This window comes from Pseudomonas sp. DCB_BI (assembly GCF_026240995.1).
Classification (GTDB): domain Bacteria; phylum Pseudomonadota; class Gammaproteobacteria; order Pseudomonadales; family Pseudomonadaceae; genus Aquipseudomonas.
In genome coordinates, this window is record NZ_JAPFCG010000002.1 from 276,485 (window position 1) to 301,034 (window position 24,550).

Below are 24,550 nucleotides of genomic sequence, written 5' to 3' on the forward strand. Positions count from 1 at the left end.
GATCTTGCCGCCTGCGGCTAATTACACATTGTCGGCAGCCCCTTGGTGGGCGCGCAGTTGCTGGGCATCAGGGAGAGGGTTGATGAATCAGGAAACCCGGCCGGCACCCGCCGGCTTCAGTGAGCAGCAGCTGCGCACCTTGTTCGAGTTGATCAGTGATGGCATCTGGGACTGGAACGCCAACACCGGCTACGTCTACCGCAACCCCGGCTGGTACGCCATGCTTGGCTATTCCAGCCACTCAATGGCCAACACCGTCTTCACTTGGGAGAGTGTCATTCACCCCGAGGACTACCCGCGGGTGATGGCGCATTTCGAGGCCTACATTGGCCAGCGCAATGAACGTTACCTCATCGAATACCGGTGCCGTTGCCAGGATGGCAGTTACCTGTGGATCGAAGACAGCGGCCATATCATCGACCGTAATGCAGACGGCTCGGTAGCGCGCATGCTCGGTGCCCACCGCAACATCGACGCCGGCAAGCGCCTGGTGGCGCAGCTGGAGCAGAAAAACCAGTCGCTGGAGTGCCAGGTGGCGGAACGCACCCGTGAGCTGTCCTGGGTGAACCAGCAGTTACAGCGGCAGCTTGACGAAAACCGCGAGCTGGCCGAGCGCGATGCCTTGACCCATGTTGCCAACCGCTATCGGCTGGAGAAGGTTTTGCAGCGGGAGTGCGAACGCGCGCAGCGCTTCCGCCAGCCGCTGTCGCTGATCGCGATGGATATGGACGACTTCAAGCCTATCAACGACCGTTACGGTCACGCCCGTGGCGATGCAGCATTGGTAGGCGTGGTGCAAGCGCTAGGTAGCTGCCTGCGCGAACTGGACCTGCTGGCGCGTTGGGGGGGTGACGAGTTTGTCATCGTGCTGCCGCAGACCGGGCTGGGCGAGGCGCTGGATGTAGCGGGGCGGTTGCGCCAGGTAATGGCGCAGCTGGAGCCGGTGGGGGAGTGCCGGCTGACCATGAGCTACGGCGTGGTGCAGAGGCAGGACGGAGAGGATCAACCTGCGCTGTTGGCACGGGCAGACAAGGCGCTGTACCGGGCCAAGGGCAACGGCAAGAACGCCATAGCCGAATAGTACGCGGTCATTGTGGAGCGGCCTGAATGAAAAAAGACCCGCGGCGCCTCACGGCGCAGCGGGCCAAATCGGCCTTGGCCGCTTCAGTGTCAGATATGCAGGGCGTGGCCCAGGGCGCGCAGTGCCGCTTCCTGTACCGCCTCACCCAGTGTCGGGTGGGCATGGATGGTACCGGCCACATCTTCAAGGCATGCGCCCATCTCCAGCGATTGGGCAAAGGCGGTGGACAGCTCGGAGACCGCCACGCCAACTGCCTGCCAACCAACGATCAGGTGGTTGTCACGGCGTGCCACCACCCGCACGAAACCGCTTTTCGACTCCAGGCTCATGGCCCGGCCATTGGCGGCAAACGGGAACTGCGCGACGATGCAGTCCAGGCCTTGCTGGCTGGCCTGCTCCGGGGTCTTGCCGACCACCACCACCTCCGGGTCGGTAAAGCACACGGCGGCGATCGCTGCCGGCTCGAAGCGTCGGGCTTTGCCGGCGATGATCTCGGCCACCATTTCGCCCTGGGCCATGGCCCGGTGCGCCAGCATCGGTTCGCCAGCGACATCGCCGATGGCCCAGACGTTGTGCATGCTGGTGTGACAGCGCTCGTCGATGGCAATGGCGGCGCCGTTCATCTTCAGGTCCAGGCATTCCAGGTTGAAGCCTTTGGTGCGTGGTCGGCGGCCCACGGCCACCAGCACCTGGTCGGCCTCAAGGCGCAGTTGCCCACCCTTGCCGTCGCTGGCCAACAGGCAGCCATTTTCGTAGCCCTCGACGCTGTGGCCCAGGTGCAAAGCGATGCCCAGCTTCTTCAGCGACTCGGCCACCGGCGCGGTCAGCTCGCTGTCGTAGGTCGGCAGGATGCGCTCGCGCGCTTCCACCACACTGACCTGTGCACCCAACTTGCGGTAGGCAATGCCCAGCTCCAGGCCGATATAGCCGCCGCCTACCACCACCAGGTGTTGCGGCAGGGTTTTCGGTGCCAGGGCTTCGGTAGAGGAAATCACCGGCCCGCCCAGCGGCAGCATCGGCAGTTCGACACTGCTGGAACCGGTCGCCAGCAACAGATGCTCGCACTGGATACGCTGGCCATCGACCTCGACCTGCTTGCCGTCCAGTACCTTGGCCCAGCCATGCACCACTTTCACCCCGTGCTTTTTCAGCAGTGCTGCAACACCTGTGGTCAGGCGGTCGACAATGCCGTCCTTCCAGGCGACGCTCTGGCCGATGTCCAGGCGCGGCGACGCCACGCTGATGCCCAGCGGCGAGGGTTCGGTAAAACGTGAGGCCTGGTGGAATTGCTCGGCCACGTGGATCAGCGCCTTGGAGGGGATGCAGCCGATGTTCAGGCAAGTGCCGCCCAGTGCCTGGCCTTCCACCAGTACGGTAGGAATGCCCAGTTGCCCGGCGCGAATGGCTGCTACATAGCCGCCTGGGCCGCCGCCGATGATCAGCAGGGTAGTCTGGATAATCTGTTGCATGCTCACTCCACGAACAGGCAGGCGGGTTGTTCGAGCAGGCCGCGCACGGCCTGGATGAACAGCGCGGCGTCCATGCCATCGACCACGCGGTGGTCGAACGAGCTGGACAGGTTCATCATCTTGCGCACGACGATCTGGCCATCGATCACCACGGGCCGTTCAACCATTCGGTTAACGCCGATGATCGCCACCTCCGGGGTGTTGACCACCGGCGTGCTGACAATGCCGCCCAACGCGCCGAGGCTGGTGAGGGTGATGGTCGAGCCGGACAGCTCCTCGCGGCTGGCCTTGTTGCTGCGCGCTGCGTTGGCCAGGCGCGAAATCTCGCTGGCGTTGGTCCACAGGCTGCCTGCTTCGGCGTGGCGCAGCACCGGTACCATCAGGCCGTTGTCGCCCTGCGTGGCGATGCCGACATGCACCGCCCCATGGCGGGTGATGATTTGCGCTTCGTCGTCGTAGGTAGCGTTGATCTGGGGGAAGTCCCGCAGGGCCACGACCAGGGCGCGCACCAGGAATGGCAGCAAGGTCAGTTTGCCGCGGCTGTCGCCGTGCTTACTGTTGAGCTGTTGGCGCAGGGCCTCCAGGGCGGTGACGTCGATTTCTTCCACGTAGCTGAAATGTGCGACGCGGCGCTTGGCGTCCTGCATGCGCTGGGCGATCTTGCGGCGCAGGCCGATAACCTGCACCTGTTCACTGTCAGTGCGCTTGGCATAGCCATTCGGTGCCTGGCCGGCACTGCTTTGCGGTTTGCTCATGAAGGCGTCGAGGTCTTCGTGCAGGATGCGCCCGGCTGGGCCGCTGCCGTGCACGTAGCGCAACTCGATACCCGCATCCAGGGCGCGCTTGCGCACGGCTGGCGACGCCAGCGGCTTGTCGCCCGGCTGACGTGGCACGATGGGCGCGGCCTCGTGGCTGGCCGGGGGCTGGCAGGCAGCCAGTTTCACCTCTTTCTGCGGCTCTGGCTTGGCCGCCGCAGGGGCAGCCGGGGTTTCGACCTGTTTGGCCTGAGGCACATCCACATGGTTGCCGCTGCCTTCCACCTCGATGCGGATCAGCTCGCTGCCGACCGCCATCACCTCCCCGGGCTGACCACCCAGGGCCAGTACCTTGCCGCTGACCGGCGAGGGGATTTCCACGGTGGCCTTGTCGGTCATGACGTCGGCCACCACCTGGTCCTCGGCGATGATGTCGCCGACCTTGACGAACCATTCCACCAACTCGACCTGCGCGATGCCTTCGCCAATGTCTGGCATCTTGATGACGTGCGTGCCCATTCAGACCTCCATGACCTTTTTCAATGCCGCACCTACCCGCGAAGGGCCTGGGAAGTAAGCCCATTCCTGTGCGTGAGGGTAGGGGGTGTCCCAGCCGGTGACGCGCTCGATCGGCGCCTCCAGGTGGTGGAAGCAGTGCTCCTGCACCAGCGACACCAGCTCGGCACCGAAGCCGCAAGTGCGGGTGGCCTCGTGCACCACCACGCAACGGCCGGTCTTTTTCACCGACTCGACGATGGTGTCCAGGTCTAGCGGCCACAGGCTGCGCAGGTCGATCACCTCGGCGTCGACGCCGCTTTCTTCGGCGGCCACCTGGGCCACGTACACCGTGGTGCCGTAAGTCAGTACGGTCACGTCATTGCCAGGGCGGGTAATGGCGGCCTTGTCCAGCGGTACTGTGTAATAGCCGTCGGGCACGGCGCTGTGCGGGTGCTTCGACCACGGTGTTACAGGGCGGTCGTGGTGGCCATCGAACGGGCCGTTGTACAGGCGTTTGGGCTCCAGGAAGATTACCGGGTCATCGCATTCGATCGAGGCAATCAGCAGGCCTTTGGCGTCATACGGGTTGGACGGCATGACGGTGCGCAGGCCGCACACCTGGGTGAACATCGCTTCGGGGCTCTGGCTGTGGGTCTGTCCGCCATAGATACCGCCGCCGCAGGGCATGCGCAGGGTCAGCGGGGCGATGAATTCGCCGGCTGAACGGTAACGCAGGCGGGCCATTTCCGAGACGATCTGGTCGGAGGCCGGGTAGAAGTAGTCGGCGAACTGGATTTCCACCACCGGGCGCAGGCCGTAGGCACCCATGCCTACGGCGGTGCCGACGATGCCACTTTCGGAGATGGGTGCGTCGAACACGCGGGACTTGCCGTACTTGCTCTGCAAGCCCTCGGTGCAGCGGAACACGCCGCCGAAGTAACCGACGTCCTGGCCGTACACCACTACATTGTCGTCGCGCTCAAGCATGACATCCATGGCCGAGCGCAGGGCCTGGATCATGGTCATGGTAGTGGTGGCCATGGCGGTTTCCGGGTTGATGCTGTTGTTATGGTCGTTCATCTCAAACCCCCAGTTCCTGGCGCTGTCGGCGCAGGTGGTCGGGCATTTCCTTGTACACGTCCTCGAACATCGAGGCGGCGCTCGGGATGTGACCGTTGGCCAGGGTGCCGTACTGCTCGGCCTCCTTCTGCGCGGCAATCACCGCGGCTTCGAACTCGGCCGTGGTGGCCTGGTGTTCTTCCTCGGACCAGTGGCCGATCTTGATCAGGTGCTGCTTCAGGCGGGCGATCGGGTCGCCCAGTGGGAAGTGGCTCCAGTCATCGGCGGGGCGGTACTTGGACGGATCGTCGGAGGTCGAGTGCGGGCCGGCACGGTAGGTGACCCACTCGATCAGGCTTGGGCCCAGGCCGCGGCGGGCGCGTTCGGCGGCCCAGCGCGAGGCGGCGTATACGGCGACGAAGTCGTTGCCGTCAACCCGCAGCGAGGCAATGCCGCAGCCCACGCCACGGCCGGCGAACGTGGTCGACTCGCCACCGGCAATGGCCTGGAAGGTAGAAATCGCCCACTGGTTGTTGACCACATTGAGGATCACCGGGGCGCGGTAAACGTGGGCAAAGGTCAGGGCTGTGTGGAAGTCCGACTCGGCGGTGGCGCCGTCACCGATCCACGCCGAAGCAATCTTGGTATCGCCCTTGATCGCCGACGCCATGGCCCAGCCGACGGCCTGCACGAACTGAGTCGCCAGGTTGCCACTGATGGTGAAGAAGCCGGCTTCGCGTACCGAATACATGATCGGCAGCTGGCGGCCCTTGAGCGGGTCGCGCTCGTTGGACAGCAGCTGGCAGATCATCTCTACCAGCGACACGTCGCGGGCCATCAGGATGCTTTGCTGGCGGTAGGTCGGGAAGCACATGTCGGTGCGGTTCAGCGCCAGCGCCTGGCCACTGCCGATGGCTTCTTCGCCCAGGCTCTGCATGTAGAAAGACATCTTCTTCTGGCGCTGGGCAACCACCATGCGGCTGTCGAAGATCCGCGTCTTGAGCATGGCGCGCATGCCCTGGCGGAGGATTTGCGGGTCGATGTCTTCGGCCCACGGGCCTTGGGCATTGCCTTGCTCATCGAGCACGCGGACCAGGCTGTAGGACAGGTCGGCGGTGTCGGCGGCATCCACATCGACAGGGGGTTTACGGGCTTGACCCGCGTCATTCAGGCGCAGGTAGGAAAAATCGGTCTGGCAGCCTGGCCGGCCGGTGGGCTCGGGCACATGCAAACGCAGGGGGGCGTACTCGTTCATGCTTTTTACGCTCGCTCGGGTATTTGTTTTTGTGAGCTCTGAAGCGGCCGCCGCTGAGTACCGGCTTGTGACTGGTAGGTCAGCGTCATCTACATCTTAGTGGTCCGGCAGGAGAATTTTTCTCTCAAGTTGATTGCCTTTGCCGAGCGGTGCAGATAAACATTCCGCATAAACACAAGAAACCGGTGATTTTGTCTCATGCGCAAACTCGATCGTACCGATATCGGCATTCTCAACAGCCTGCAGGAGAACGCCCGCATCACCAACGCCGAGCTGGCACGCTCGGTAAACCTGTCGCCCACGCCCTGTTTCAACCGGGTGCGGGCCATGGAGGAGCTGGGGGTTATCCGCCAGCAGGTGACCTTGTTGTCACCCGAGGCGCTGGGGTTGGATGTAAACGTGTTCATCCATGTCAGCCTGGAAAAGCAGGTGGAGCAGTCGCTGCACCGTTTCGAGGAAGAAATTGCCGAACGGCCCGAGGTGATGGAGTGCTACCTGATGACCGGGGACCCGGATTACCTGTTGCGGGTACTGCTGCCGAGCATCCAGGCGCTGGAGCGGTTTCTTGACTACCTGACGCGGTTGCCGGGGGTGGCCAATATTCGCTCGAGTTTTGCCTTGAAGCAGGTGCGGTACAAGACCGCCTTGCCACTGCCGGCCAATGGCATGACCTTGCGGGAGTAGAGGCGTGTAAAGGAGGGTGCTTGATATTTTAAACACCCACAGCCTATGTTGTTGTCAGCCTACAACAACAAGGACAAGCGTCATGAGCACTGCTCAGCTCCACGGCATCGATGAAATCGAATGCGTCACCCCCGACCTCAATGGCGTCCCGCGTGGCAAGGTGATGACCGCCGAAGGCTTTCTCGAGGGCCGCCGCCTGCAGATGGCCCGGGGCGTGCTGCTGCAGTGCATCATGGGCGGCTACCCGGCGGCCAGATATTACGGCAGCGACGACGGTGACCTGGCGCTGGTGGCCGAGCGCAACCAGGTCCACCGCCTGCCCTGGAGCAATGACGGCCGCGCCTTGGCCATTTGCGACGCCGTCGAACTGGATGGCCGGCCTTCGGCGCTGTCCACCCGTGGCCAGCTCAAGGCGGTGATCGACCGCTACGCAGCGCTGGGCCTGGCACCGGTGGTGGCGACCGAGCTTGAGTTCTTCGTGTTCGCCCCCAACAGCGACCCGCAGCAACCGTTCCAGCCACCGCTGGGCATCGACGGCCGCCGCGAGTTGGGCCATAGCGCATTTAGCGTCAGCTCCAACAACGGCCTGCGGCCGTTCTTCAAGGAGGTCTACCAGTGCATGGCCGCGCTGGGCCTGCCGCGTGACACCTTCATGCACGAAATGGGCGTCAGCCAGTTCGAGATCAACCTGTTGCACGGCGACCCGTTGCTGCTGGCCGACCAGACCTTCCTGTTCAAGCACCTGCTCAAGGAAGTGGCGCTCAAGCACGGGCTGACGGTGGTCTGCATGGCCAAGCCGCTGGCGCGCACGCCCGGCAGTTCCATGCACATTCACCAGAGCCTGGTCGAGGCTGACAGCGGGCGCAACGTGTTCAGCGACGAGCAAGGCCTGCCGACCGACACCTTCCACCACTTCATCGGTGGGTTGCAGGCGTGCATGGCCGACTTCACCGCGCTGTTCGCGCCCAATGTCAATTCTTACCAACGCCTTTGCCACCCCTATGCCTCGCCGAACAATGCCTGCTGGTCTGAGGACAACCGCGCCGCCGGCTTGCGTATCCCGGCCAGTGCGCCGGTGGCACGGCGGGTGGAAAACCGCCTGCCTGGCGCCGATGCCAACCCGTACCTGGCCATCGCCGCCAGCCTGGCCGCCGGGCTGCACGGCATCGAGCAGCGCTTGCAGCCGTCGCCCGCCATCCAGGGCGAGTTCGAGGTGCCGGAACACCTGACCCTCCCTTGCACCCTGCATGCGGCGCTGGAGCGGCTCAAGCGCAGTGCGCTGGCGCGGGAACTGTTCGGTAGCGAGTTCATCGAAGGCTACATCGCCAGCAAGACCCTGGAGCTGAGCGATTTCTTCGACGAGATCACCCCGTGGGAGCGACGGGTGCTGGCAGCACAGGCCTGATCGCGACACGACCTGCACCGGACGCGCCCCAGCGCCGTTAAATCGCAGTTGGGGGCCTGCGCCAGGTGGTTTTTGCCCTTATGCTGCTAGCACCCCCGCCACCTGACCAAGGGAGCTTCACGGGACCTATGCGAAATATCTGGAAGCCGTTTCAGTCGTTGTATTTCGCCGCGCTGATGATGTTGATCGGCTCGGGCCTGCTTAGTACCTACCTGGCTTTGCGCCTGGCCGCTGATCATGTCGACAGCCTGTGGATTGGTGCGCTGATGGCGGCCAACTACTTCGGCCTGGCGCTGGGTGGCAAAGTCGGACACCGGCTGATCGGCCGGGTCGGGCACATACGCGCCTATGCGACCTGTGCCGGTATCGTCGGTGCGGCGGTGCTCGGCCATGGCCTGACCAACTGGTTGCCGGCCTGGGTCGGGCTGCGCATGATCGTCGGCCTGGGCATGATGTGCCAGTACATGGTGATCGAGAGCTGGCTAAACGAGCAGGCCGATGTGAAGCACCGCGGTGCGGTGTTCAGCGGCTACATGATTGCCTCGTACCTGGGGCTGGTGCTTGGCCAGCTGATCCTGGTAGTACACCCGCAACTCGGGCCTGAGCTGCTGATGCTGGTGGCGATGTGTTTTGCCCTGTGCCTGGTACCGGTGGCGATGACCCGGCGCATTCACCCAGCGCCGTTGCGCCCGGCGCCGATGGAGCCGAAGTTCTTCATCAAGCGGGTGCCGCAGTCGCTCAGCACGGTACTCGGTTCGGGGCTGATAGTAGGCTCGTTCTACGGCCTTGCGCCTTTGTATGCCTCCAGCCAGGGCATGACGACCGAGCAGATCGGTCTGTTCATGGGCAGCTGCATCTTTGCCGGCCTGCTGGTGCAGTGGCCGCTGGGCTGGTTGTCGGACCGTTATGACCGCGCGGTGCTGATCCGTAGTGTGGCGGTGGGCCTGGCACTGGCCGCTGCGCCGCTGGCGATATTGCCCAGTGTGCCGCTGGAGCTGCTGTTCGGCATCGGCTTCCTCATTTCGTTGCTGCAGTTCTGCCTGTATCCGCTGGCGGTGGCGTTTTCCAACGACCACGTGGAAAGCGAGCGGCGGGTGTCGCTGACGGCGATGCTGCTGGTCACCTATGGCGTTGGCGCCTGTATCGGGCCTTTGGCGGCCGGTGTGCTGATGAAGGTGTTGGGGCCGCAGATGCTGTACGCGTTCTTCGTATTCTTCGCGCTGGTGCTGGTGTGGCGTATCCGGCCCAAAGCGGTCACCGGCCTGCACCAGGTGCAGGACGCGCCGCTGGGCCACGTGGCGATGCCGGCGGCAGGTTCGCCATTGTCGGCAGCGCTGGACCCGCGGGTGGATGAGCAGACCGTGCAGGACGTGATGCAGGCGCCGGTGGCGGCGGAAGATACCGAGGATGAAGATAAAGGGGCTGAGCAGCAGGCAGCTGAACCGGAGGAGGTCAGCAAGTCGGTATGAGGCCGGCACAGGAAGGGCACACATGAAAACGCCACCTCGAAAGGTGGCGTTTTTGCATTCAGCCGACGATCAATAGTCGTCTTTGTCGAACCGCCGCGCCTCGCGCTGCAGCTGGTACACAAAGCTCTCGATCTTGCGTTGCGCCTGGCCACTGAGGTTGTGGAAACGTACGCCGGCAAAGGTGGTGTTGATGCGCTCTTCATAATGCAAGTGGCGCAGCTCGACCATGGTGTCAACCAGGCCCAGCGGGTTGCCTGCCTTGAAACGCTCGTACACCTGGCCCAGTTGCAGGCGGTCTTCGACATTGCCGTCGAAGCGCAGCTTGCAGCCAGTGGCCGAGATATCCAGCAGCTTGCCACGCAGGGCGCCGTTACCTTTGAGGTGGGTGCCATCGAGGATGATATCGACCAGCTGCGACAGCTTCAGCGCGGCGCGGAAGGCGTTGCGGCGCTGGTGGTAGGTCATTTCCTCCGGCATGGCACCGCTGTAGCAGCGGTGGCCGTCGACTTCTGTGATCTTCAGCTCGTGATTGCATTCCCAAGCGATGCGCACGCCATCGTGAAAGCCCTCAACGCGGAAATGCTCGCCGTTTTCGATGAATTTCTCACCGTCGCGCGGGATCATCTCGTCCAGTGCCAGGGTGTTGCTTTCCCGGTCCACGTGCACCACATAGCTTTGGAAACGCTGGCTGCGGTCGTGGAACGTGATGATCAGGGGGTCGTGGCTTTCCTGCAGCTGCCGCAAGTTGGCCGCAATCTCCAAGGGGGTGCTCAGCACCTTTGGTGGCTGCGGGGCATCGGATTCATTGAACACGGCTTATCGTTCTCCAGGCAAAAGCGACACACGCAAGTAACGGCATTTTGCCAGTATGTTCCGTGCCTTGATAGAAAAATCAGACTTGGCTGAGGGCGCGTGGCTTGGCCAGCAGCGAAGTGCCCCCTCGGCTGTCGTAGAGCGAGGGTGAATCGCCGCCTTGGAGGATGCGAATCTGATTGCTGGTGACGTGTTGCTGCACCTGGATGATGCGGCCATTGGTCTGATTGACCTGCTGGCATTCATCCATCAGCTGCGACAGCATGTCGAGCCGTTGCAGCAACACCTCGCCATGCTGCGATTGTGCGGCCAGCGCCTGCACACCGCTGCGGTCGGCACTCAGGCCCAGGCTACCGAGCAACTGGCTGCGGCGCTGGCCGTGCTGTTCGAGCAAGATGATCAGCGACTGCTTGCGCGCAAGGATCTGTTCCAGCAGCGGCATGTCGCGGCCATGCAAGGCGATCGCTTCCTGGCGCAGAAGGTCACGCAGTTCCTGCATCGGGGCAATGTCATCTTCCATCAGTTGCAGCAAGGTGGTGTCGTGCATGGCTAACTCTTGGCTTTTCTGGCGTCCGTGAAGTCAGCGCGCCGTAGGGTCAGCGCTGGGCTTCGAAATCAAGCAGTTTGCTGGCGACCCGGCCGGCATCGACCTGGTAGCTGCCGTCGGCGATTGCCTGCTTCAACTCCGCCACACGGGCGCTGTTGACCACTGGCTCGTCGCGCAGCTTGTCGCTGATCTTCTGCAACTGCTGTGCCTCTTGGCTGAGGTGTACCGCTTCTCCGCTGGCGCTGGTGTCTTTCACCGCTTCCTGGCTGGCTGCCGGCTTTTCGGCGCTGCCGGACGCGGTGCTGCCGCGCACGCCGCCCGTGACGGACGGAGAGTTATTCAAACGACTGAAGTCGATGACCATGATCAGAAACCTCTGGGTATTTGGACGCTTGCCTTGTTTTCGGCCAACCCGAAAGAAACTTTAGGCACAAATGCATAGCCGCCTGTCAGCAAGCTCGCGAACCCGTGTTCTGACACAGTTTAGGAAAAGCGGTTCCTCACTGCCAGCGCAATCTGGCGACTGGTCTACATACCGACCTCGACCTGGCCAGGGCCGGTGACCCTGGCCTTGACCACCCGTTTGGAATTCAGGTTGCGTACCCGTATCTGTTCGCTCAGGCCGCCCTTGCTCAGCGCTTCGCCGGGCATGCGCACGCTCAGGCTGCCACTGCGGGCGACGATTACCACCTGGTCACCCTTGCGCACCACCTCGGCCTGTTCCAGGTGCTGCGGGGTGAGTACCTGATCGACCACGGTGCGGCGCAGCATCTTCATGCCCACTGCCTGGTCCAGCTCGGTCAGGAAGCCCTGGCCGAGGGTGCCGACATCGCGCTCGCGCAGGGCCACGTCGCCTTCGCCCACCGTGTTGTCGCGCTTGAGCGGGCGCGTCACCACCACCACGTCGCGGAACAGCCGCACCGTCGCCGGCACGAACACGGTCCACGGCGCTGCGCTATCACAGCGTACCCGCACGGTCACCCGGCCCAGCGGCTGCGCCGGGCTTTCCAGCGAGGCGTCCAGCTGCTGGCTGCACAACGGCATACGCAGGCGCGGGTCCAGCGGGTTGACCTGGATTTCATAGCGGCCGGCAGTCTGGGTGCTGGCGAGGTAATCTTCGACGGTGAATTCAAGAAACCCTTGGGTGACACCGATAAGCTGTTCAGGCAAGGTGAACGCGTCCGCTACAGTGCGCACGCCGGGCACCAGCAGGCACAGCGTGGCCAGCAAGCCAGTCAGCAGGCGCGTCAATCGTCGGAAAAATGTCGTTTTCGTATGCATGACGCTCAAAAAAGCAAAGCCCGTGCCGACTCGCTACCTGAGTTGCAACGAAAGGCTGAAACATTAAGGAGTCTGGCATGGCGGGTGTTATGGATTCGGTCAACCAGCGCACGCAGCTGGTGGGGCAGAATCGCCTGGAACTGCTGCTGTTCCGCCTCAATGGCGAGCAGCTTTACGGCATCAACGTATTCAAGGTCAGGGAGGTGCTGCAGTGCCCGGCGCTGACCCTGCTGCCCAAGGCGCACCCAGTGGTGCGTGGCGTTGCCAACATTCGTGGGGCCACCATCCCGATCCTCGACTTGTCGATGGCCACCGGGTTGCGGCCCCTGCAGGAAGACACGCGCAACAGTTTCGTGATCATCACCGAGTACAACACCAAGACCCAAGGCTTCCTGGTGCACTCGGTGGAGCGCATCGTCAACATGAACTGGGAAGAGATCCATCCGCCACCCAAGGGCACGGGCCGTGATCACTACCTGACCGCGGTCACCCGGGTGGACAACCGCATGGTCGAGATCATCGACGTGGAGAAGGTGCTGGCCGAAGTATCGCCGTCGTCCGAGTCGGTATCGGCCGGGGTGGTCGATGCCGAGGTGCAGGACAAGGCCGTGCTGATGCGGGTGCTGACTGTCGACGACTCGTCGGTGGCACGTAAGCAGGTCAGCCGTTGCCTGCAGACCGTCGGCGTTGAAGTGGTGGCCCTCAACGACGGTCGTCAGGCCCTGAACTACCTGCGCCAGCTGGTGGACGAGGGCAAAAAGCCCGAAGAAGAGTTCCTGATGATGATCTCGGACATTGAAATGCCCGAAATGGACGGCTATACGCTAACGGCAGAAATCCGCAGCGATCCGCGCATGCAAAAATTGCACATCTGCCTGCATACTTCGCTCTCCGGGGTATTTAACCAGGCAATGGTCAAGAAGGTCGGTGCCGATGACTTCCTGGCCAAGTTCAAGCCGGACGACCTGGCCCAACGGGTGGTCGACCGGATCAAGGCAGCGCATTGAAGCAGCCGGGGGCAAGCCCCCCGGCACCAGTGATTGAAAAGAGGCGGCAGTAGTGTCTACGGGTAATTTGGATTTCGAACAGTTCCGGGTCTTCCTGGAAAAAGCCTGTGGCATCTTGCTGGGCGAAAATAAGCAGTACCTGGTGTCCAGCCGTCTCAACAAGCTGATGGAGCAACAGGGCATCAAGAGCCTGGGCGAGTTGGTGCAGCGCATCCAGGCCCAGCCGCGCGGCGGCTTGCGCGAACAGGTGGTCGATGCCATGACCACCAACGAGACCCTGTGGTTTCGGGATACCTACCCGTTCGAGGTGCTGAAGAACAAAGTCATTCCCGAGTTCATCCGCAACAACCCCGGCCAGCGCCTGCGCATGTGGTCGGCGGCCTGTTCGTCGGGCCAGGAGCCGTACTCCATCTCGATGGCCATCGACGAGTTCGAGCGCAGCAACCTCGGGCAGCTGAAGATGGGGGCGCAAATCGTTGCCACCGACCTGTCCGGCACCATGCTGACCAACTGCAAGACCGGTGAGTACGACAGTCTGGCGATTGCCCGCGGTTTGTCGCAGGAGCGTCTGCAGCGCTACTTCGACCCCAAGGGGCCGGGGCGCTGGGCGGTCAAACCGGCGATCCGCAGCCGCGTTGAGTTCCGCTCGTTCAACCTGCTGGACAGCTATGCCAGCCTGGGCAAGTTCGACATCGTGTTCTGCCGCAACGTGCTGATCTACTTCTCCGCGCAGGTGAAGCGGGACATCCTGCTGCGCATCCACAGCACCCTCAAGCCGGGTGGTTACCTGTTCCTTGGTGCTTCGGAGGCGCTGAACGGCTTGCCGGACCATTACCAGATGGTGCAGTGCAGCCCTGGGATCATCTACCAGGCCAAGTAAGGTATGCCTGGAGGTGGGCGGCGTTTGTGAGACCGAGCGCCGCCCGCGCGGCGCTCGATCTTCCAGGCGAAACACGTCTATCGCCAAAAACGTCTATCGCCAAACAATGACGTCAATTTTTTGTTTTGCCGCTTTTGCCGCCCGGCAATTGCCGCTTTCGCTGCCCCAGGCGGAAGGCCTTTGCCGCTTTTCTGGCATCAGTCTGACAGTACGATTCCGCCAAGCCCCATAAACAGGGGCTTCTTCGGGGTTGGCACAGCCCTTGCTATACCAAGCTCAACGAAATTCCGGTCAACCTCCGAAGGTTTCCCCGACATGAGCATCAGTTTCGACAAGGCGCTTGGTATCCACGAAAAGGCTCTGGGCTTCCGCGCCCAGCGCGCTGAGGTGCTGGCCAACAATATCGCCAATGCCGACACGCCCAATTACAAGGCGCGTGACATGGACTTCTCTTCGGTGCTCGCCGCCGAGACCAGCAAGCAGCAAAGCGGGCGCTTCGCCATGGACCGTACCAACAGCCGGCACATCGAAGCCGAAGGCCTCGCCGTCGCGGCTGACGATACCCTCAAGTACCGTACGCCGTTGCAGCCCTCGATCGACCAGAACACCGTGGACGCGCAGATCGAGCAGTCGAACTACACCGAAAACGCCATCGGCTTCCAGGCCAGCTTCACCTTGCTCAACAGTAAATTCAAAGGGCTGGTTTCCGCCCTGCGGGGAGAATGATCATGTCCCTTTCCAGTGTCTTCAACATTGCCGGTAGCGGCATGAGTGCGCAGAACACGCGCCTTAACACCGTGGCTTCCAACATCGCCAACGCCGATACCGTGTCCTCGAGCATCGATCAGACTTACCGCGCCCGCCACCCGGTGTTCGCCACCGCTTTCCAGGATGCGCAAGCCGGCGGCAGCCAGTCGCTGTTCGAAGACCAGGGCGAGGCAGGGCAGGGCGTCCAGGTTAAAGGCATCGTCGAGGATCAGAGCACGCTGGAAGCGCGCTACGAGCCCAGCAACCCTGCGGCCAACAAAGATGGCTACGTGTATTACCCCAACGTGAATGTGGTCGAGGAAATGGCCGATATGATTTCGTCCAGCCGTGCGTTCCAGACCAATGCGGAAATCATGAATACCGCGAAAAGCATGATGCAGAAAGTGCTGACGCTGGGGCAGTGAAAGGGATAGCTCATGACGACTACGACCGATACCACCAGTGCCTCTTCTATCTACTCGCAGTACTCGCTGAAGAGTGATAGCAGCAGCACAACCGGCTCCAGCAGCGAGACGCTGGGCAAGGACACGTTTCTGCAATTGCTGGTAACCCAGCTGCAGAACCAGAACCCGCTCGACCCGCAGGACAACTCGGAATTTGTCGCTCAACTGGCGCAGTTCAGTAGCCTTGAGTCGATGCAAACGCTCAACGATACCGTTGACACCCTGCTTGGCAACTACACCTCCAGCCAAGCTCTGCAGGCCTCCTCGCTTGTCGGTCGCACAGTGATCGCCGAAGGGGACACCGCCACAATCGAAGCAGGTACCGGTCTGAGCGGCCAGGTCGAACTCACTTCGTCGACTTCGTCCATGACGGTCACGGTGTATGACGCCGACGGCGACATTGTGAAGAACATCGACCTCGGCGATCAGAGTGCCGGGACGATCAACTTCACTTGGGATGGCACGGACAACGACGGCGAGGCGGCAGCTGCTGGCACCTACACGTTCAAGGCCGAGGCCACCGTGGACGGTGCCGCCGTTGCACAAACCACGTATCTGCCTTCGGTGGTCAGCAGTGTCACGGTTGGCAGCACCGCAGGTGCGTTCACGCTCAACCTGGCGAATGGCGAGAGCGTTGCGCTTTCGGACGTCAAAACCATCGGATCGTAAGCCGCTCATCGGCACAGGAGTCACGCAATGTCATTCAACATCGGCCTTAGCGGCCTCAATGCTGCAAGCACCAGCCTCAATACCACCGGCAACAACATTGCCAACGTGGGCACTACCGGCTTCAAATCGGCGCGGGCTGAGTTCGGTGATATGTATGCCAACTCGTTGTTCCTGGGGAGTGGGCGCTACAAGGTCGGCAGTGGCGTCAGTACCCAGGCTATTTCGCAGCAGTTCACTCAGGGTAATGTCACTACCACCGGCGCCAGCCTGGACCTTGCCATCAATGGCAACGGGTTCTTCATTACCAGCAACAACGGCTCGAACTCGTACACCCGCGCCGGTGCATTCGGCACTGATAGTTCTGGCAATATCGTCGACGCCAACGGTAATCGCCTGCAAGGGTACGGTGTCAATGCCGATGGTGACTTGGTTTCCGGTGTGTTGACCGATCTCACCGTCAGTACCGCCGCAGTTTCGCCGAAAGCCACCTCGAACCTGACTGAGACCGTCAACCTCAACTCTTCTGATACGGTTCCGTCTGAAAGCCCGTTCGATGCGTCCAATTCGAAAAGCTACAACTACACCTTCGCGACCGATGTCTACGACAGCCAGGGTAACAAGCACAGCCTGAACCAGTATTTCGTGAAGACAGATACGAATGAATGGTCCATGTATGTAACCGTGGATGGCGTGAACCCGGCCGATCCTTCGTCTACCGAGCCCTACAGTGCGGACCTTTCGTTCAGCTCTGCGGGTGCCTTGGTCGGTTCCACCAGTGACGACTTTACGGTCGACAGCCTGGGCAAGCTTACCCTGACGAACTGGGTTCCGGCTTATCAGAATGCGGATGGCGACATGGTTGCCAATGGTGCTTCGCCGGCCTCCGGGGGCATGCTGCTGGATGTTGCGGCAACTACCCAGTACAACACCACATCGGCACAGACCGCCAAGGTGGTGGATGGTTATGCGCCAGGGAGCCTCTCCTCGCTGTCGATCGACGCCGACGGTTATCTGTTCGGGACGTACAGTAACGGCCAGTCCAAGGTGATCGGTCAGGTTGCGCTGGCGAACTTCGCCAACAATCAGGGCCTGACCCCGTCGGGTAGCACCAGCTGGAAAGAGTCCTACGCTTCGGGTGTGCCGGTGATTGGCGCGCCGAACTCGGGTGTGATGGGTGATATCACCGCTGGTGCTCTGGAAGACTCGAACGTGGACCTGACCTCCGAATTGGTCAATCTGATCAAGGCGCAGAGCAACTACCAGGCCAACGCCAAGACGATTTCCACCGAAAGCACCTTGATGCAAACCATCCTCCAGATGACCTGATGAGCCGTGCTATTGGGCTGGTGCTGGCGCTGCTATGCGGGTTGCCTCTGGCAGCTCCGCTGGCGGCACCGGCGCCCTGGTACAAGTACCAAAGCATCAGCACCGGAGTGTTCATTTGCACTCAGGTCGACCCCGGCAAGCATTTCATCCGTTTTGCCGGCCCCTTCCGTAACGCCGCCTGCCGCTAAGCGCCAGGCGGCGTTCTTTCAAGCGTCAACACCTTGCCGCCAATCGGCAAGAGGGTGCCGAATTGCCGGCGCCCCTTCTTGGCTTCCAGCGGAGTCCAGGGTGCCGAACTCCCGTAAATTCGGGGGTTTGACGAGGTGTGAGGTTTTGGCCCGAGACTTGCTAAAGCTAAAACCATTAGAAGTGGCGGCAGTGGTCCGTCGAGGGAGGTGCTAGTGGACAAGATGCTGTACGTGGCCATGACGGGTGCCAGCCAGAACGCGCTGGCACAAAAAGCTCATGCCAACAACCTTGCCAACGTCTCGACCATGGGCTTTCAGCGCGACCTTGAGCAGGCGCGCTCAATGCCGGTGTTCGGCGAGAGCCTGCCTTCGCGCGCTTATGCCATGACCGAGCGGCCGGCCACTGATTTCGATCATGGCCCGCTGGTCGAGACAGGCCGTGAACTGGATGTCGCGGTCGATGGCGATGGCTGGATTGCAGTCCAGGCGGCGGATGGCAGCGAGGCCTACACCCGTACTGGCAGCCTGAATATCGATGCGCTGGGTGTGTTGCGCACCGGCAGTGGTCTGGCTGTGCTGGGCAACGGTGGCCCTATCGCCATTCCGCCCGAGGAAAAGGTCGAAATCGGCCAGGACGGCACCATCAGCATTCGCTCCTTGGGCGAGAGCCCTGCGGTAATGGCGGAAGTGGACCGTATCAAAATGGTCAAACCGGATTTGGCCTCGTTGACCAAGGGTACGGATGGCTTGATCCGCACACGGGACGGCCAGCCAGCCGCGGCGGATGCCACGGTCAAGGTGGTGTCGGGCTTTCAGGAGGGCAGCAATGTCAATGCCGTTGACGAAATGACCTCCATCATGGCGCTGTCCCGGCAGTTTGAGTTGCAGGTCAAAATGATGACCGCAGCGAAAGAAAACGACGAATCCATGGCGCGCGTCCTGCAGATGTGACCCAGGCGGCCCCGATTAAACACCCTGTTCGACACTGACAGCCGCAGGGCTGTTGCGTAAGGAGAATTCAGATGCTTCCGGCTCTTTGGGTCAGCAAGACCGGCCTGGCCGCTCAGGACATGAACCTGACGACCATTTCCAACAACCTGGCTAACGTTTCCACCACGGGTTTCAAGAAAGACCGTGCGGAATTCCAGGACCTCCTTTATCAGATCAAGCGCCAGCCAGGTGCGCAGTCCACCCAGGACAGCGAACTGCCAAGCGGCCTGCAATTGGGCACCGGTGTGCGGATCGTCGGCACGCAGAAAAACTTCACCGCCGGCAGCTTGCAGACCACCGACCAGCCTCTGGATATGGCCATCAATGGTCGCGGTTTTTTCCAGGTGATCCAGCCTGACGGCACCATATCCTACACCCGTGACGGCACGTTCCACCTGGACTCCAACGGCCAGGTTGTCACCGCCAATGGCCTGGCGCTGGAGCCTGCCATCGTGGTGCCCGCAGACGCGCAGACCTTTACCGTGGGTACCGACGGTACTGTCTCGATCACTACCGCGGGCAACGCGGCTGCGCAGGTGATCGGCAACCTGCAGACCGCCGACTTCATCAACCCGGCCGGCCTGCAGGCAATTGGCAACAACCTGTTCCTGGAAACCGCGTCCAGCGGTGCGCCAAACGTCAGCACGCCAGGCCTGAACGGCTTCGGCACGACGTTGCAGAACACCCTGGAAAACTCCAACGTCAGCACGGTCGAGGAGTTGGTCAACATGATTACAACTCAGCGTGCTTACGAGATGAACTCCAAGGTGATTTCTACCGCCGACCAGATGCTGTCGTTCGTTACGCAGAACCTCTGATCCACTGAATCATTCAGTACCCTGAAGTAGCTGTAGCACCGTGAGGTCGTTGTCATGAACCGTTTGTCTGTCCTTTTCGCCGTGGCTGGTGCTTCTGTGTTGGCGGGTTGCATAGCGCCCCCGGCCAAGCCCAACGATCCTTACTACGCTCCGGTGCTTCCGCGCACACCGCTGCCGGCGGCGGCGAACAATGGCTCGATCTATCAGGCCGGTTTCGACCAGAACCTGTACAGCGACCGCAAGGCATTTCGTGTTGGTGACATCATCACCATCACGCTGAACGAGAAGATGGCGGCCAGCAAAAGTGCCAACTCCTCGGTTGGCAAGGACAGCAATACCAGCCTGGGCCTGAGCTCGCTGTTCGGTGGGGGCGTGTCGACCAATAGCCCGTTTGGTAGCGGTTCGCTCAGCCTCGACGCCTCCTACAGCGGCACCCGTGACACCAAAGGTGACGCCAAGGCGGCGCAGGGCAACAGCCTGACCGGTTCAATTACCGTCACCGTGGCCGACGTACTGCCCAACGGGATTCTTTCGGTGCGCGGGGAAAAATGGATGACCCTCAACACCGGTGAGGAACTGGTGCGTATTGCGGGCTTGATCAGGGCCGATGACATCGCAACCGACAACACGGTGTCTTCTACCCGTGTGGCGGATGCGCGCATCACGTATTCAGGAACCGGTTCGTTTGCCGATGCCAGCCAGCCGGGTTGGCTCGACCGGTTCTTCCTGAGCCCTTATTGGCCTTTCTGAGTGCGTATCGCCATGCTCAAGTTCAAACACATGCTGGCCCTTTGTGCGGTGATGTTGTGCGCGTTCGACGCGCACGCCGAGCGCCTGAAGGATATCGCCAGTATTTCCGGCGTGCGCAGCAACCAGCTGATCGGCTATGGCCTGGTGGTCGGCCTCAATGGTACGGGTGACCAGACCACCCAGACGCCATTCACGCTGCAAACCTTCAACAACATGCTGGCGCAGTTCGGTATCAAGGTGCCGAGCGGCACCGGTACCGTGCAGCTCAAGAACGTCGCGGCAGTGTCGATCCATGCCGATCTGCCGCCGTTTGCCAAGCCGGGGCAGGTTGTGGACATCACGGTGTCTTCGATCGGTAACTCGAAGAGCCTGCGTGGCGGCAGTCTGTTGATGACCCCGCTCAAAGGTATCGATGGCAACGTCTACGCCATCGCGCAAGGTAACCTGGTGGTCGGGGGCTTCGATGCCGAGGGGCGTGACGGCTCCAAGATAACGGTCAACGTGCCTTCGGCAGGCCGTATTCCGGGCGGCGCAACCGTAGAGCGTGCCGTGCCGAGCGGTTTCAACCAGGGCAACAGCCTTACGCTGAACCTCAACCGGCCAGATTTCACCACGGCCAAGCGTATTGTCGACAAGGTCAATGACTTGCTCGGACCTGGGGTCGCTCAAGCGGTGGATGGCGGCTCGGTACGCGTCAGTGCACCCATGGACCCAAGTCAGCGTGTCGACTACCTGTCGATTCTCGAGAACCTGGAAATCGACCCGGGCCAGGCCGTGGCCAAGGTCATCATCAACTCGCGCACTGGCACCATCGTCATTGGCCAGAATGTCAAGGTTTCACCGGCTGCGGTCACCCACGGCAGTTTGACCGTGACCATTACCGAAGACCCGATCGTCAGCCAGCCAGGGGCGTTCTCCAACGGCCAAACCGCCGTGGTACCGCGCTCGCGCGTGAATGCCGAGCAGGAAGCCAAGCCAATGTTCAAGTTTGGCCCCGGTACCACCCTGGATGAAATCGTCCGGGCAGTGAACCAGGTGGGGGCTGCGCCTGGCGACCTGATGGCAATTCTCGAAGCACTCAAGCAGGCCGGCGCTTTGCAGGCCGACCTTATCGTGATCTGAGGCCGGGTGACATGGACCAGTACTGGAGCGCTTGCTCATGAAAACGGTGGACACCGGCGCCTACACCGACCTCAACCGGCTCAACGCCTTGAAAGTGGGTGATCGCGATAGCGAAGCCAACCTGCGCAAGGTTGCGCAGGAGTTCGAGTCGCTGTTCGTCAGTGAGATGCTCAAGTCCATGCGTGCTGCCAACAACGTGCTGGCCAAGGACAATCCGCTCAATACCGAGACCACCAAGCAGTACCAGGAAATGTATGACCAGCAGTTGTCGGTCAGTTTGTCCAAGCAAGGTGGAGGGATCGGCCTGCAGGATGTCCTGATGCGCCAATTGTCCAAAGGCACATCAGCGCGGCCAGGCGCCAACCCGTTCAATCGCCCGGCCGCTGGCGGACATGCCCTTGGTGCGGTGCGCGATACAGCAGTGGAAGGGCAGGCCTCGGCTGAACCTCGCAGTGACGTGGCCATGCTTAACCAACGACGTCTTTCACTGCCGGGCAAACTCGCTGACCGTCTGCTGGCCGGGATCGTGCCGGGGGCTGGAGCCAGTGCGCCAGCCGAAAGCCTGCGTCGTGCCGGCGGTACTGCGACGGCCATTGCGGGGGGTGATGGCGGATACGGTGACTGGACTCGCTCGCCGGCCTTTGCGGAGCTTTTGGCGGGCGGTCAGCGCAGTACCGTGCAAGTGCCGCTGGCACCTGGCAAAAGCGCCTTCGCCAGCGCTGACGAGTTTGTCGCCACCTTGCTGCCCATGGCCCAGGATGCTGCACAGCGTATAGGCGTCGACCCCAAAATGCTGGTGGCCCAGGCAGCCCTGGAGACAGGCTGGGGCAAGTCGATCTTGCGCCAGGGAAATGGCAGCAGCAGCTACAACCTCTTCAATATCAAGGCCACGGGTAGCTGGCAGGGTGACCAGGCCAGGGCAGTCACCAGCGAGTTTCGCGATGGCCAGATGGTCAAGGAGTCAGCGGCATTCCGTGCCTATGGCTCCTACAGCGAAAGTTTCCATGACCTGGCCAGCCTGTTGCTGAACAACGATCGCTATCAAGATGTGGTGAAGTCTGCCGATAACCCGGAACAGTTTGCCAGTGAGTTGCAGAAGGCTGGCTACGCCACCGATCCGAACTATGCGCGGAAGATTACCGCCATCGCCCGGCAGCTCGACAAATACCAGCAATTTGCAGCCAACGGCAATCAAACGACTTTATAAGGCTTGAAGTATGTCGAATCTGATCTCTATAGGGCTTTCCGGCTTGTCGGTCAGCCAAAGTGCATTGGCGACTACCGGTAACAACATCACCAACGTGGCGACGTCGGGTTATTCGCGCCAGCAAACGGTGAATTCGGCAGGGGCCTTGCAAAGCATTGGTGGGGCCGGTTATGTCGGAAGTGGCACTACGCTGTCGGAGGTCCGCCGCATCTACAGCGAGTTCCTGCAGCGACAGGTCAACTCCAGCACTTCGCTCAGTTCGGAGGCCAGCACCTACGCCTCGCAGGTCTCCTCGCTTGATTCCTTGCTTTCGGACAGCACCACCGGCATTACCAGTGTGCTCTCGTCCTTCTTCAGTGCCTTGCAGACTGCGTCCTCAGCGCCAAGCGACACCGCATCGCGCCAGCTGTTGATGACCTCGGCACAAACCCTGAGCAATCGATTCAATTCGATCGCTTCGCAGATGACTCAGCAGAACAGCAGCATCAATGGGCAGTTGACCACTTTGACGGGGCAGGTCAATTCAATTACCTCGTCGATTGCAAAACTCAACCAGCAGATCGTTGCCCTCTCGGCCAATGGCACGCAGCCGAACAGCTTGCTGGATGCGCGTGACGAGGCCGTCCGCCAACTGAACGAGCTGGTTGGCGTCACCGTACAAGAGACCAATGGCAGCTATGACGTTTTCCTGGGTACCGGCCAAGCGTTGGTGACGGGTAATACTTCAAATGCCCTGTCGGCCCAGGCGAGCACCACTGATCCCTCCCAGTACAGCCTTGTCATCCACTATCAGAACTACAGCACTGACGTGACGTCGGTTGCCAGCGGGGGCGAGATCGGCGGTCTGCTGCGCTATCGCGAGGACGTGCTCAACCCTGCGCTCAACGAGCTGGGGCGTATGGCCATTGTGGTCAGTGATACTGTCAACAGCCAGCTGGGCCAGGGGCTGGACCTGAATGGCGATTTTGGCTCGATGTTGTTTTCCAGCATCAACAGCGCCGCCGCGATCAGTCAGCGGAGCCTGGCCTCGGCCAGCAACAGCGCAGGTTCTGGCAACCTGGACGTCACCATCGAAGACTCCAGTGTGCTGACGGCGTACAACTACGAGGTCAAATTCACCAGCGACACAGACTACACGGTGACGCGCTCGGACGGCACCAGCATGGGGTCGTTCAGCCTTGATGATGACCCGGCGCCGGTCATCGATGGTTTCAGCTTGGCACTCAATGGCGGCGGCCTGGCGCAGGGTGACAGCTTCAAGGTGATTCCTACCAAGACCGGTGCCACCAACATCGCCACGGTCATGACGGACTACAACAAGCTGGCCTTCGCCGGCGCGCTGGGTGGTGTGGCGGGGTCGAGCAACAGTGGCACCGGAACGTTCAGCCTGCCGAACCTGACCAGCGAGCTGGACATCTACGGTGGCACTGAGCTGGCGCAGCAGCAAAGCGGTATCGAAAATGCCAGCCCCGTAAAACTGGTGTTTGGCAGCGCCAGCGCCGGCACCCAAGGCTATACCGTCTATAACGCCCAGGGTGTGAGTATTGGCAGCGGGACCATCGTGCCGAACCAGGACAATACCCTCAGCATCACCGTCCCGATGCTCGATGATGACGGCAACGCCATGACCGATGCCGACGGCAACGCCATGACCTATAGCTTCGAAATGACGGTGAGCGGGTCGCCTGCGACCAATGATACCTACAGCGTGTCCTTCAACAGTGCCGGCACCACTGACAATCGCAACGCCCAGAGTGTGCTGGCGCTGCAAACCTCGAATACCGTCGGCGTCGGCGGCACGAACACCGGCATGAGTATCACGAGTGTCTATGCAACGCTGGTAGAGGGTGTCGGGGCGTTGTCCAGCCAGGCATCGATTGATTCCACGGCAACCACTGCGGTACTGACGTCTGCCACTGACAGCCGTGATTCGTTATCCGGCGTGAGCCTGGATGAAGAGGCCGCCGGTCTGGTCAAGTTCCAGCAGTACTACACCGCCTCGTCGCAGATCATCAAAGCGGCGCAGCAAATTTTCCAAACTCTGATCAGCAGTCTGTAAGGAGGGC

General features: G+C 61.6%; 25 protein-coding genes. 17 read left to right on the top strand and 8 right to left on the bottom strand.

From position 1 onward, the window contains the following. Positions 1 to 82: 82 nt before the first annotated feature. Positions 83 to 1,081, top strand: coding sequence for a sensor domain-containing diguanylate cyclase (locus OO258_RS03580; RefSeq protein WP_266028877.1), 999 nt, complete (start codon positions 83 to 85; stop codon positions 1,079 to 1,081). Positions 1,082 to 1,170: 89 nt separating this feature from the next. Here the strand turns inward: OO258_RS03580 and lpdA are convergent, their stop codons facing one another. From lpdA to OO258_RS03600, 4 genes are read right to left on the bottom strand one after another with little or no spacing between them, the layout of a single operon-like run. Continuing rightward, positions 1,171 to 2,550: a dihydrolipoyl dehydrogenase gene (lpdA, locus tag OO258_RS03585; protein ID WP_266028878.1), complete on the bottom strand. Its 1,380-nt coding sequence runs from the start codon at positions 2,548 to 2,550 to the stop codon at positions 1,171 to 1,173. Between the two features lie 2 nt (positions 2,551 to 2,552). Next, positions 2,553 to 3,824, bottom strand: coding sequence for a dihydrolipoamide acetyltransferase family protein (locus OO258_RS03590; RefSeq protein ID WP_110743640.1), 1,272 nt, complete (start codon positions 3,822 to 3,824; stop codon positions 2,553 to 2,555). Beyond that, positions 3,825 to 4,883 (bottom strand): alpha-ketoacid dehydrogenase subunit beta, encoded by a 1,059-nt coding sequence (locus OO258_RS03595; protein WP_266028879.1) that lies wholly within the window; start codon positions 4,881 to 4,883, stop codon positions 3,825 to 3,827. It lies immediately after the preceding gene. 1 nt (position 4,884) lies between these two features. Then, on the bottom strand, positions 4,885 to 6,117 hold the full coding sequence (locus OO258_RS03600) for a 3-methyl-2-oxobutanoate dehydrogenase (2-methylpropanoyl-transferring) subunit alpha (protein WP_110743639.1): 1,233 nt from the start codon (positions 6,115 to 6,117) through the stop codon (positions 4,885 to 4,887). A gap of 198 nt (positions 6,118 to 6,315) precedes the next feature. On the opposite strand from OO258_RS03600, the gene bkdR reads away from it, so the two are divergent. The 3 genes from bkdR (at position 6,316) to OO258_RS03615 (ending at position 9,675) form a co-directional block, all read left to right on the top strand. Beyond that, positions 6,316 to 6,801 (top strand): Bkd operon transcriptional regulator BkdR, encoded by a 486-nt coding sequence (bkdR, locus tag OO258_RS03605; RefSeq protein ID WP_012273540.1) that lies wholly within the window; start codon positions 6,316 to 6,318, stop codon positions 6,799 to 6,801. A 163-nt stretch (positions 6,802 to 6,964) separates the two neighbouring features. Continuing rightward, the gene (locus OO258_RS03610) at positions 6,965 to 8,206 is read left to right on the top strand and encodes a glutamine synthetase family protein (RefSeq protein ID WP_266028943.1); all 1,242 of its coding nucleotides are present in this window, start codon (positions 6,965 to 6,967) and stop codon (positions 8,204 to 8,206) included. A 128-nt stretch (positions 8,207 to 8,334) separates the two neighbouring features. Then, positions 8,335 to 9,675: an MFS transporter gene (locus tag OO258_RS03615; RefSeq protein WP_110743637.1), complete on the top strand. Its 1,341-nt coding sequence runs from the start codon at positions 8,335 to 8,337 to the stop codon at positions 9,673 to 9,675. 69 nt (positions 9,676 to 9,744) lie between these two features. Here the strand turns inward: OO258_RS03615 and OO258_RS03620 are convergent, their stop codons facing one another. From OO258_RS03620 to flgA, 4 genes are all read right to left on the bottom strand, one after another. Next, on the bottom strand, positions 9,745 to 10,488 hold the full coding sequence (locus OO258_RS03620; protein WP_266028880.1) for a flagellar brake protein: 744 nt from the start codon (positions 10,486 to 10,488) through the stop codon (positions 9,745 to 9,747). Positions 10,489 to 10,567: 79 nt separating this feature from the next. Continuing rightward, on the bottom strand, positions 10,568 to 11,035 hold the full coding sequence (locus tag OO258_RS03625) for a flagella synthesis protein FlgN (RefSeq protein ID WP_266028881.1): 468 nt from the start codon (positions 11,033 to 11,035) through the stop codon (positions 10,568 to 10,570). A 49-nt stretch (positions 11,036 to 11,084) separates the two neighbouring features. Beyond that, positions 11,085 to 11,399, bottom strand: a complete 315-nt coding sequence (gene flgM, locus OO258_RS03630; RefSeq protein WP_266028882.1) for a flagellar biosynthesis anti-sigma factor FlgM — start codon at positions 11,397 to 11,399, stop codon at positions 11,085 to 11,087. A 164-nt stretch (positions 11,400 to 11,563) separates the two neighbouring features. After that, positions 11,564 to 12,316, bottom strand: a complete 753-nt coding sequence (gene flgA / locus OO258_RS03635; protein ID WP_266028883.1) for a flagellar basal body P-ring formation chaperone FlgA — start codon at positions 12,314 to 12,316, stop codon at positions 11,564 to 11,566. Positions 12,317 to 12,393: 77 nt separating this feature from the next. On the opposite strand from flgA, the gene OO258_RS03640 reads away from it, so the two are divergent. From OO258_RS03640 to flgK, 13 genes are all read left to right on the top strand, one after another. Continuing rightward, the gene (locus OO258_RS03640) at positions 12,394 to 13,323 is read left to right on the top strand and encodes a chemotaxis protein CheV (protein ID WP_266028884.1); all 930 of its coding nucleotides are present in this window, start codon (positions 12,394 to 12,396) and stop codon (positions 13,321 to 13,323) included. Positions 13,324 to 13,375: 52 nt separating this feature from the next. Next, positions 13,376 to 14,203, top strand: a complete 828-nt coding sequence (cheR, locus tag OO258_RS03645; protein WP_110743631.1) for a protein-glutamate O-methyltransferase CheR — start codon at positions 13,376 to 13,378, stop codon at positions 14,201 to 14,203. Positions 14,204 to 14,518: 315 nt separating this feature from the next. Beyond that, positions 14,519 to 14,929, top strand: a complete 411-nt coding sequence (gene flgB / locus OO258_RS03650) for a flagellar basal body rod protein FlgB (protein WP_266028885.1) — start codon at positions 14,519 to 14,521, stop codon at positions 14,927 to 14,929. A 2-nt stretch (positions 14,930 to 14,931) separates the two neighbouring features. Further along, positions 14,932 to 15,375 (top strand): flagellar basal body rod protein FlgC, encoded by a 444-nt coding sequence (flgC, locus tag OO258_RS03655; RefSeq protein ID WP_266028886.1) that lies wholly within the window; start codon positions 14,932 to 14,934, stop codon positions 15,373 to 15,375. A 12-nt stretch (positions 15,376 to 15,387) separates the two neighbouring features. Next, positions 15,388 to 16,083, top strand: a complete 696-nt coding sequence (gene flgD / locus OO258_RS03660; RefSeq protein ID WP_266028887.1) for a flagellar hook assembly protein FlgD — start codon at positions 15,388 to 15,390, stop codon at positions 16,081 to 16,083. A 27-nt stretch (positions 16,084 to 16,110) separates the two neighbouring features. After that, positions 16,111 to 17,409: a flagellar hook protein FlgE gene (gene flgE, locus OO258_RS03665; protein ID WP_266028888.1), complete on the top strand. Its 1,299-nt coding sequence runs from the start codon at positions 16,111 to 16,113 to the stop codon at positions 17,407 to 17,409. Beyond that, complete coding sequence (locus OO258_RS03670) at positions 17,409 to 17,597, top strand: hypothetical protein (RefSeq protein ID WP_236198240.1); 189 nt, start codon at positions 17,409 to 17,411, stop codon at positions 17,595 to 17,597. Before flgE ends, OO258_RS03670 begins: the two co-directional genes overlap by 1 nt. 213 nt (positions 17,598 to 17,810) lie before the next feature. Further along, the gene (gene flgF, locus OO258_RS03675) at positions 17,811 to 18,548 is read left to right on the top strand and encodes a flagellar basal-body rod protein FlgF (RefSeq protein WP_266028889.1); all 738 of its coding nucleotides are present in this window, start codon (positions 17,811 to 17,813) and stop codon (positions 18,546 to 18,548) included. A 71-nt stretch (positions 18,549 to 18,619) separates the two neighbouring features. Continuing rightward, positions 18,620 to 19,405, top strand: a complete 786-nt coding sequence (flgG, locus tag OO258_RS03680) for a flagellar basal-body rod protein FlgG (protein WP_236198238.1) — start codon at positions 18,620 to 18,622, stop codon at positions 19,403 to 19,405. Positions 19,406 to 19,459: 54 nt separating this feature from the next. Continuing rightward, complete coding sequence (flgH, locus tag OO258_RS03685; protein ID WP_266028890.1) at positions 19,460 to 20,155, top strand: flagellar basal body L-ring protein FlgH; 696 nt, start codon at positions 19,460 to 19,462, stop codon at positions 20,153 to 20,155. 12 nt (positions 20,156 to 20,167) lie between these two features. Next, complete coding sequence (locus tag OO258_RS03690) at positions 20,168 to 21,277, top strand: flagellar basal body P-ring protein FlgI (protein ID WP_266028891.1); 1,110 nt, start codon at positions 20,168 to 20,170, stop codon at positions 21,275 to 21,277. A gap of 37 nt (positions 21,278 to 21,314) precedes the next feature. Beyond that, the gene (gene flgJ / locus OO258_RS03695; protein WP_266028892.1) at positions 21,315 to 22,484 is read left to right on the top strand and encodes a flagellar assembly peptidoglycan hydrolase FlgJ; all 1,170 of its coding nucleotides are present in this window, start codon (positions 21,315 to 21,317) and stop codon (positions 22,482 to 22,484) included. 10 nt (positions 22,485 to 22,494) lie between these two features. Further along, a complete protein-coding gene (gene flgK / locus OO258_RS03700; protein WP_266028893.1) occupies positions 22,495 to 24,543 on the top strand; it encodes a flagellar hook-associated protein FlgK in 2,049 nt (682 codons plus the stop codon). Positions 24,544 to 24,550 lie beyond the last annotated feature (7 nt).

Excerpts from the sequence above, each read along its gene's own strand:
- OO258_RS03580 (WP_266028877.1), top strand. The coding sequence starts at position 83 with ATGAATCAGGAAACCCGGCCGGCACCCGCCGGCTTCAGTGAGCAGCAG.
- lpdA (WP_266028878.1), bottom strand. The coding sequence starts at position 2,550 with ATGCAACAGATTATCCAGACTACCCTGCTGATCATCGGCGGCGGCCCA.
- OO258_RS03590 (WP_110743640.1), bottom strand. The coding sequence starts at position 3,824 with ATGGGCACGCACGTCATCAAGATGCCAGACATTGGCGAAGGCATCGCG.
- OO258_RS03595 (WP_266028879.1), bottom strand. The coding sequence starts at position 4,883 with ATGAACGACCATAACAACAGCATCAACCCGGAAACCGCCATGGCCACC.
- OO258_RS03600 (WP_110743639.1), bottom strand. The coding sequence starts at position 6,117 with ATGAACGAGTACGCCCCCCTGCGTTTGCATGTGCCCGAGCCCACCGGC.
- bkdR (WP_012273540.1), top strand. The coding sequence starts at position 6,316 with ATGCGCAAACTCGATCGTACCGATATCGGCATTCTCAACAGCCTGCAG.
- OO258_RS03610 (WP_266028943.1), top strand. The coding sequence starts at position 6,965 with ATGACCGCCGAAGGCTTTCTCGAGGGCCGCCGCCTGCAGATGGCCCGG.
- OO258_RS03615 (WP_110743637.1), top strand. The coding sequence starts at position 8,335 with ATGCGAAATATCTGGAAGCCGTTTCAGTCGTTGTATTTCGCCGCGCTG.
- OO258_RS03625 (WP_266028881.1), bottom strand. The coding sequence starts at position 11,035 with ATGCACGACACCACCTTGCTGCAACTGATGGAAGATGACATTGCCCCG.
- flgM (WP_266028882.1), bottom strand. The coding sequence starts at position 11,399 with ATGGTCATCGACTTCAGTCGTTTGAATAACTCTCCGTCCGTCACGGGC.
- flgA (WP_266028883.1), bottom strand. The coding sequence starts at position 12,316 with ATGCATACGAAAACGACATTTTTCCGACGATTGACGCGCCTGCTGACT.
- OO258_RS03640 (WP_266028884.1), top strand. The coding sequence starts at position 12,394 with ATGGCGGGTGTTATGGATTCGGTCAACCAGCGCACGCAGCTGGTGGGG.
- flgB (WP_266028885.1), top strand. The coding sequence starts at position 14,519 with ATGAGCATCAGTTTCGACAAGGCGCTTGGTATCCACGAAAAGGCTCTG.
- flgC (WP_266028886.1), top strand. The coding sequence starts at position 14,932 with ATGTCCCTTTCCAGTGTCTTCAACATTGCCGGTAGCGGCATGAGTGCG.
- flgD (WP_266028887.1), top strand. The coding sequence starts at position 15,388 with ATGACGACTACGACCGATACCACCAGTGCCTCTTCTATCTACTCGCAG.
- flgE (WP_266028888.1), top strand. The coding sequence starts at position 16,111 with ATGTCATTCAACATCGGCCTTAGCGGCCTCAATGCTGCAAGCACCAGC.
- OO258_RS03670 (WP_236198240.1), top strand. The coding sequence starts at position 17,409 with ATGAGCCGTGCTATTGGGCTGGTGCTGGCGCTGCTATGCGGGTTGCCT.
- flgG (WP_236198238.1), top strand. The coding sequence starts at position 18,620 with ATGCTTCCGGCTCTTTGGGTCAGCAAGACCGGCCTGGCCGCTCAGGAC.
- flgH (WP_266028890.1), top strand. The coding sequence starts at position 19,460 with ATGAACCGTTTGTCTGTCCTTTTCGCCGTGGCTGGTGCTTCTGTGTTG.
- OO258_RS03690 (WP_266028891.1), top strand. The coding sequence starts at position 20,168 with ATGCTCAAGTTCAAACACATGCTGGCCCTTTGTGCGGTGATGTTGTGC.
- flgJ (WP_266028892.1), top strand. The coding sequence starts at position 21,315 with ATGAAAACGGTGGACACCGGCGCCTACACCGACCTCAACCGGCTCAAC.
- flgK (WP_266028893.1), top strand. The coding sequence starts at position 22,495 with ATGTCGAATCTGATCTCTATAGGGCTTTCCGGCTTGTCGGTCAGCCAA.